Origin of the sequence: Persicitalea sp. (assembly GCF_041751555.1) — a bacterium.
GTDB lineage: Bacteria > Bacteroidota > Bacteroidia > Cytophagales > Spirosomataceae > Persicitalea.
Window position 1 is genome coordinate 1 of sequence record NZ_JBGSXF010000596.1, and the last position, 6,885, is coordinate 6,885.

The 6,885-nt window shown below is 52.8% G+C and carries 7 protein-coding genes; 2 read left to right on the plus strand and 5 right to left on the minus strand.

The annotated features are described in order from the left end of the window. Window positions 1-27: 27 nt before the first annotated feature. Complete coding sequence (locus tag ACEW8P_RS21060) at window positions 28-186, minus strand: hypothetical protein (RefSeq protein WP_373515043.1); 159 nt, start codon at window positions 184-186, stop codon at window positions 28-30. A 311-nt stretch (window positions 187-497) separates the two neighbouring features. Here ACEW8P_RS21060 and ACEW8P_RS21065 point away from each other — a divergent pair, with 311 nt between their 5' ends. Together ACEW8P_RS21065 and ACEW8P_RS21070 are read left to right on the plus strand one after the other, a co-directional pair. Continuing rightward, a complete protein-coding gene (locus ACEW8P_RS21065) occupies window positions 498-2,930 on the plus strand; it encodes an ABC transporter permease (protein WP_373515044.1) in 2,433 nt (810 codons plus the stop codon). A 76-nt stretch (window positions 2,931-3,006) separates the two neighbouring features. Further along, window positions 3,007-3,474, plus strand: coding sequence for a GAF domain-containing protein (locus ACEW8P_RS21070; protein WP_373515045.1), 468 nt, complete (start codon window positions 3,007-3,009; stop codon window positions 3,472-3,474). Here the strand turns inward: ACEW8P_RS21070 and ACEW8P_RS21075 are convergent. The 4 genes from ACEW8P_RS21075 to ACEW8P_RS21090 all read right to left on the minus strand — a co-directional run bounded on the left by ACEW8P_RS21075 (window position 3,425) and on the right by ACEW8P_RS21090 (window position 6,665). Beyond that, window positions 3,425-3,772: a nucleotidyltransferase family protein gene (locus tag ACEW8P_RS21075; protein WP_373515046.1), complete on the minus strand. Its 348-nt coding sequence runs from the start codon at window positions 3,770-3,772 to the stop codon at window positions 3,425-3,427. The two genes, ACEW8P_RS21070 and ACEW8P_RS21075, sit on opposite strands and share 50 nt — an antisense overlap. Beyond that, complete coding sequence (locus ACEW8P_RS21080) at window positions 3,769-4,164, minus strand: nucleotidyltransferase substrate binding protein (RefSeq protein WP_373515047.1); 396 nt, start codon at window positions 4,162-4,164, stop codon at window positions 3,769-3,771. Before ACEW8P_RS21080 ends, ACEW8P_RS21075 begins: the two co-directional genes overlap by 4 nt. A gap of 14 nt (window positions 4,165-4,178) precedes the next feature. Next, window positions 4,179-4,916 carry a hypothetical protein gene (locus ACEW8P_RS21085; RefSeq protein ID WP_373515048.1) on the minus strand — a complete coding sequence of 246 codons (738 nt, stop codon included), beginning with the start codon at window positions 4,914-4,916 and terminating at the stop codon, window positions 4,179-4,181. A gap of 135 nt (window positions 4,917-5,051) precedes the next feature. Then, on the minus strand, window positions 5,052-6,665 hold the full coding sequence (locus ACEW8P_RS21090) for an McrB family protein (RefSeq protein ID WP_373515049.1): 1,614 nt from the start codon (window positions 6,663-6,665) through the stop codon (window positions 5,052-5,054). Window positions 6,666-6,885: the final 220 nt, after the last annotated feature.

Genomic DNA, 6,885 nt, shown 5'->3' on the forward strand with positions numbered 1-6,885 from the left:
CGACATCGAGCGCCGTCGGCGACGGGTTCAGTACAGGATGGGACATTGGCGCAGGAAAGTAGGGTGGTCGAGTTGGTCAAGCATAAAGCGGGCCACGTCGGCGCGGCTGATGGAAGGTGACTCGAAGCCCCGGAATTGCACCGTGCCGCCCGTGGCGCCGAAGATGACAATTCGTTTAGCTGGCATAGCGGGTTGATTGTGGGTGTCTGGTAGCAACCAAACTGCTTCAAGGTCAAAGATATGGCAATACAGATTAGAAAAAACGCCGCTTGATAAGAATACCTTTTGAACCGATAGGTAGGCAAAACTGAATCCAAGTGTCCGATAATGAACAGTAGCGTCCGCTTTTGAACAGTCATAATTCTTTCAAAACCATGATTACAAGATAGTTGAATTCTAGGCATAGGTTTTTCAGGATCGTTGAACACTCTTTTAATTCCCATCGGGAGAACACATGGGTTCGCAGCGGCGGCTGTCCGACCCTACAATTCACTGTCATGCTAAAAAACAACCTGAAAATCGCCTTCCGCAACCTCTCCCGCAACCGAGATTTCACGATTCTCAATACGCTTGGCTTGAGCGTGGGCGTAGCTGCCGCGTTGTTGCTGTTTATGGTCGTGCGCTACGAAACGAGCTTCGATAAGTTTCACGCAAACTACAACCACATCTATCGCGTCATCCGGCAGCAGACCTACCCCGACGGTAGCGGCGAAGTGACGCCCGGTGCGCCGCTCCCCGTAGCGGCGGCCCTGAAAACGGACATTCCGCAGTTCGAGAAGGTAGCACCGGTTTTCGGTACCCTCGACCCGCAGGTAACCGTACTGGGCAGCGACCCCAACTCCGCCGATGTCTCGAATAAGTACCTTGAGGACAACGAAGGGCTAATGGTCGATCCTGAATTTTTCAAGATGTTCGACTACAAATGGCTGATCGGTGGAGCCGAAGTACTGGCGCAGCCCAACGTGATAGTGCTCTCGCGGAAATTTGCTGAGAAGTATTTCAAAGATTACCAGCAAGCCGTGGACAAGTACCTGCGCATCAACAACAACACGACGATGCGCGTAGGCGGCGTGCTGGAAGACGCGCCGCTGAACACCGATTTTCCGCTCAACATAGTGCTTTCCTACGCATCGAAACGCGCCCAACCCGAACTTTTCGGTTTTGGGGGGTTCGATAATTGGGGAAGTACCAGCAGCAACGACCAGATTTTCGTGCAGCTGCCCGGGAAATTTCCGGTGGCTTCGGCGAATGGCATGCTCGAAAAATTCTCGCGCAAGCACTACGACAAGCGCGAGGGAAACAGCAAGGATACGCACAGTCTGAGTCCGTTGGCGGAGGTACACCACAACGTGGAACTGGACAACTACAAAGACCGCGCAGTACCCCACGAGCGTATCCGAAACATCGCCATTGTGGGCATTCTGATTTTATTGATGGCCTGCATCAACTTCATCAATATTTACTCCGCCCTGGCCACCAAACGCGCCAAGGAAGTGGGCGTCAGGAAAGTACTGGGCAGCCAAAAGGGGCAGCTAGTCGCGCAGTTCCTGACCGAGACGTTTCTGGTCGTGCTGGCGTCAGTAGCGGGTGGCTTCATGCTGGCTTACGCGGCTTTGCCTGTGCTGGAAGCTATGTTCGGCGTACCCACCGACCCGTCGTTGTATTTCACCCCCGAACTCGGCCTGTGGTCATTGGGCGGACTGATTGTCCTGACGTTGCTGGCTGGCTTGTATCCGGCCCTCATACTATCCTCTTTTTCGCCGCTGGAAGTTTTTCGCAAGAAGGTGTCAAGCGGCTGGTCGGGTGGTCTGACTTTGCGCCAAAGCCTGATCGTTTTCCAATTTGCGGCAGCGCTCGTCCTCATCATCGGTACGGTCATCAATCTGCGACAGATGGAGTACATCGGTCAGCTCGATCTGGGATTTGTCAAAGAGGGCGTGTACAACGTCAATATGGATACTGAGTACAGCGCCCGCAACGCCACGCTGCGTAACGAATTACTGCAAATACCGGAAGTGAGCGCGGTTTCTTTTTCTTCGGATCAGCCTTCCTCCGGTAATAACTGGGCCGGCAATTTTGCCTTCACCAATATGTCGGAAGATGAGGATTTCCAGATTTCCATGAAAATGGCCGATGGCGATTACTTCAAAGCCTACGGCATCGAATTCCTGGCGGGTGGGCCCTACGCTAATGCCGACACCAATACCAAGTTCGTGGTCAACGAGCGGCTTCTGAAAAAACTAGGTGTCAAAGATCCGGCTTCGGTCATCGGCCACGAGCTGCGCATGGGCGGCTGGGAACCCGCGCCCATCGTGGGCGTCATCAAGGATTTCCACACCAAGTCGGCCCGTGAGGATATTGACCCCATTCTCGTAACGCAACTCTCCAAGTTTTACTGGTCAGGCGCCATCAAACTGGAATCCAAAGACTTACCGCAAACGGTAGCAAAAGTCAAAGCCGCTTACGAGAAAATCTTCCCGGAAGTACCTTTCGTGGGCAAATTCTACGAAGAAAACATCGAGAACTTCTACCAGGCTGAGCAGCAAATGGGCTTGCTCTACCGCGTCTTCGCCGGACTGACGATCTTCATCGCCTGCCTGGGTCTCTTTGGACTCTCGGCCTTCGCCGCTGAGCAGCGCGTCAAGGAAATCGGCGTTCGCAAAGTACTGGGTGCGTCCGTAACGAGTCTGGCGGCTTTGCTATCCAAAGATTTCATGAAACTAGTTGGTATTTCCATTATCATCGGCTCGCCTATCGCCTACTATCTCATGAAGTCCTGGATGGCAGAATTTAAGTACCAAATCGGTATCGAATGGTGGGTGTTCGTGGTCGCTGCCCTGCTGGCGGTGATGGTGGCACTGCTGTCAGTGAGTTACCAGGCGATTCGCGCGGCGTTGGCAAATCCGGTGAAGAGTCTTCGGTCGGAGTAAGCGCACGGGTAATAGAAGATAGTACTGGCTTGCTTTTTTTGGGGAAATGTCAAAAAACAATTCTTCCCAAACCTCTATGAACCCCAAAACAGAATATATCCTCTCCGCGCTGCAAGGCAAAACCGCAATAATCGACTGGCCGCAGCTTCTGACAGAGATCATCGCGGTCTTTGCCTGTACCACGGGAACTATCCACACGCTGGATGAAGAAACCCAACTCCTGAACTTGCGGGCGCAGGTAGGAATTCCTGACTTTCTGCTGTCTAAAATGTCGGTGATTCCGATTGGTAAGGGCATGGCTGGCATCGCAGCCGAGCGGCGGCAACCCGTGGAAATGTGCAACTTGCAGACGGACGAATCGGGCGTCGCCCGGCCCTCGGCCAAAGAAACGAAGGTGGAAGGCTCCCTGGCCGCACCGATGCTGCTCGATGGCGAATTGCACGGCGTGTTAGGTATCGCCAAGCCCGTACCCTACGATTTTACGGAAGCGGAGATTAGTGATTTGATGAAGATTGGGGAAGAGCTGAGTCGGCAGCTGACGTAATGAGCGGCTTCCCCACCCGATCGATGTGTTCTTTCAAATCCCGGTTTTTCAGACCCTCGTAGTACAGCACGTCGATGTAATACGGAATGGGTAGTTCCTCATTGAGGTAGCCTGCGATGTCCATTGCGGTGCGGTGGCTGCACTCTTTCCCTTTAATGGCCAGGTCGATGTCGCTGCCTTGCTGGTAGTTTCCTTTGGCACGGCTACCGAAAACAAGTACTTCCTCTACCTCTGGGTAGCGCGCGAAGGCTCCGGTGAGAAGGAGAAAGCTTTTTTCCGAAATGCCAAATTCGTTCATAAGGCTTGTTGGAGTTTTTGAAAAACCTGATCAATGGCGTCGAAGTAGGTATCGACGATTAAATTATAGGCTAATTCAGCAGTCTCTTCATCATAGGTATGGCTCATCAGGTTGCGCTTTTGTAGCATATCGAGCCATACTTCCCCATCCAATAGACCGTATTTAAAAGCTTCTTTAATGACTTCGCGCGGAAACTTGACGACTACTTCATTTACTTCCAGGTAATATTTAACAGTCTTCCAGCCCAGCTCAAAAGTAAACTCATAAACCTGGATCACGCCCGCTTTTTCTAGATCCGAAGGGTTCTCCGTAGCTATGGCTTCCCGCAAGCGTGAAAGGGCTTTTTCAAAGTTTTGGAAACGTTGCTTCCAGCGGATGTCGGAGTTAGTCATAATTTCATTCTGCTTCAGAACCCTAAAACTACCCCCGCTCCCACATTCACGACCGTCACAAACCGACTTGGGCTGGTGGTTTCCTGTATAACAAAGCTTCCGAACCGGCGGTAGGTGGTCACGTCCTTCAACTGCATATCGGCGCCGATGGCGTCGGCGGTGAGTTGCAGGCGCAGATTATCCGTCAGCCGGAACCGCACCGACGCTCCGGCTCCAAAGCCGAATGCAGTGGTTGAGGCCTGGGTCACACTCGCCTCGACATCGGGACTGTCTGCCGCAGAAATGCCGAACAGCGTCACGCTCGGCGACTCGGCCAGCACCACCCCGGCCTGCACGTGGCCTTCCAACTCGACTTTTCCCAGCGGCAAGTACCCCGACGGACCGAGTAGCAGTGCTCCCAACTGCCAGGTAGAGGTTTCCTTTTGCCAACTGTAACTATCGGGTTTGGGCAGGAGTACACTGTACTCATCGATCAGCGGTTGCGCGTCGGTTTGGTTGATGTTCAAACTACCCGTCACCCGCAGTCCGAAGTGATCGGTAAGCCTCCGTTCGTAGTTAAGTTGCGCGTACACGCCCGACCCGGCCAGACCCGCCTTGGGATCGCCGAAGTTCTGACTGGCAAACGCACCGACGGGTAGGCTGTACCCACCCGAAAAGGAAACAAAGTTGCGCTGCTGCGCCACCGCGCCCAGTGGCAGTAACGCGACTGCCGAAAGTAAGACGGCGAGGATGAGCTTTTTTTGCAAAAACATATAATCGAAGATTTTGTGAGAGTAGTGAAATTGTCCTCCTGATTTTCAGCAAAAGTACCATAAAGTAGAGATTGAAGATTGGATTATAGACATCGGATTTCAAAAATTCCAATATCCAAAGTCAAACGTCCAACGTCACTTCCGATAAATACGAACAAACGCTTCTTTCGGTAACTCTTCGAAAGTGCCCTTGGCTAACGCCGGATTGATTTCGTAGGTGTATGTGTCGGGCTGGGTGAGGATTTCCTCACCAAACAGTTCGCGCTCGTTGAGCAAAGTGCGGCGCACCAACTGCTCTTCGTAAGCCTTGCCCTGCCGTTCGTTGTCACCCAGTACCAGGCGGATTTTCTCCCAATCATCGTAGAAGTACTCGCGCAGCAGCGGGATGATTTTCTGGCGGAACCTTTCAACCAATTCTTGGTAGGTAATTATTCCAAAAAGATAAGCGTGGCCCAGCGCGTGGTCGCGGTCGTAGAGGGCTTCGATCCGCTTATTCATTGTACGCAGCATAGCGCGCAAGTCGATGCCTTCGATGGTAGCCTCGGCCAGTAGTTCGGGGTCAGGCGGCATTTCCCGGAACGCGAAACGACGGCGCAGGGCCGTATCCAGCAGAGCGATGGAGCGGTCGGCGGTATTGAGCGTGCCGACGACATAGAGATTGGCCGGGATGCCAAAGCGGTTCCGCGAGTAAGGTAAGGTGAGCCAAAGTTCGTTCTCGGCCCCCAGCCGCTTATCGGGTTCCAGCAGCGTAATAAGCTCGCCCAGTACCGCCGAAAGATTGGCGCGATTGATCTCGTCGATGATGAGTAAATGCGCCGGGGCGGTGGCAAACCGTTCAGCCCGCCGGGCGGGCGTCTCGTCCAGGCAACTATCGAAGGAAGCATAACCAGCCTTGCGCGCGGCTTCCTCGCATGCTTCATAAAAGATTCCTTTCTTGACGCGGTAACTCAATTGCCCGCCAACCAGGTCAGGCCGGATGCCTTCCATGAATTCCTCGTAGCTATATGAGGGGTGAAAGGTCACGAAATGGGCGTCGGGAAATTCACGACGCAGTTGCTGGACGTAATTCGTTTTGCCCGTTCCCGGCGGGCCGTAGAGCAGGTAGTTGAGCGGGATGTTGGGGCGCCTGGATGGATCGGGACTTTTGTTTTCTCCAATCGGAGCAGAGGATTTATAGGATTCCGTCCCCTCCTCTACCTGGTTTTCCTGCCAGCCGGGCGTAGCGTAGGCGATAACCTCGCCGCGGTAAGATTCGTCGATGGCGGCTTTGTAGACGGCAGAGTTGTGCTTTTTGATGTGCGGACTACGCCGGGCCTTTTCTACGAATTCCAGCAGGCAGTTTTCCCACTGTTGCTTAGCCTCGGGGTCGTAGCGGTCCAGGTCGGCCTCTTCGAAGGGCAGCGGCAACCAAACATAATCGGCCTGCGGACCGTTAGATCGGGACTGAAATTCAAGCGACTGCGTGAGACTATGGTTTCCATTTTCAAGGTAGTTTTTGGGAAACACAAACCAAATCCGCAAACCTTCCTTGCGGCTTTTAGTTAGGCGTAGAGCCAGATATACATTGATGTTCACTGAAATGCCTGCCTCATTTTTTAAAACCACAATGGCAAGCCGGGGATCGGAGTCAGCCAGGTTAGTAACGTCCAGTACGTCTTTCAGTAGCCGGAAAAACAGCAGACTGGCTTCGGGGTGGCCGATTTCCCGGATTTTTTCAATAAGTTGCTGCTTCTGTTCTGCCTGATTCATGGGGTGGGACGAATTTTTAAAAGGAAGTGGCAAGATACCAAAACGCTATTTCATGGGACATGTGCAAAAAATCCGAAGCCCAAAATCCAGAATCTAGTAGCTACGTGTTACCTTTGGAACATAATTAGTACCCTTCAATCCTATCAATAAAACCAATCCTCATGGACAGAAAAGAAACCGACGACGAAGCCCGCTCAACTAAGAAAACTGGCAACGTACT

What these genes read in the sequence shown, in the direction of transcription:
- ACEW8P_RS21075 (WP_373515046.1), bottom strand. Translation starts at nt 3,772, where the DNA reads ATGAACGAATTTGGCATTTCGGAAAAAAGCTTTCTCCTTCTCACCGGA.
- ACEW8P_RS21070 (WP_373515045.1), top strand. Translation starts at nt 3,007, where the DNA reads ATGAACCCCAAAACAGAATATATCCTCTCCGCGCTGCAAGGCAAAACC.
- ACEW8P_RS21090 (WP_373515049.1), bottom strand. Translation starts at nt 6,665, where the DNA reads ATGAATCAGGCAGAACAGAAGCAGCAACTTATTGAAAAAATCCGGGAA.
- ACEW8P_RS21065 (WP_373515044.1), top strand. Translation starts at nt 498, where the DNA reads ATGCTAAAAAACAACCTGAAAATCGCCTTCCGCAACCTCTCCCGCAAC.
- ACEW8P_RS21080 (WP_373515047.1), bottom strand. Translation starts at nt 4,164, where the DNA reads ATGACTAACTCCGACATCCGCTGGAAGCAACGTTTCCAAAACTTTGAA.
- ACEW8P_RS21085 (WP_373515048.1), bottom strand. Translation starts at nt 4,916, where the DNA reads ATGTTTTTGCAAAAAAAGCTCATCCTCGCCGTCTTACTTTCGGCAGTC.
- ACEW8P_RS21060 (WP_373515043.1), bottom strand. Translation starts at nt 186, where the DNA reads ATGCCAGCTAAACGAATTGTCATCTTCGGCGCCACGGGCGGCACGGTG.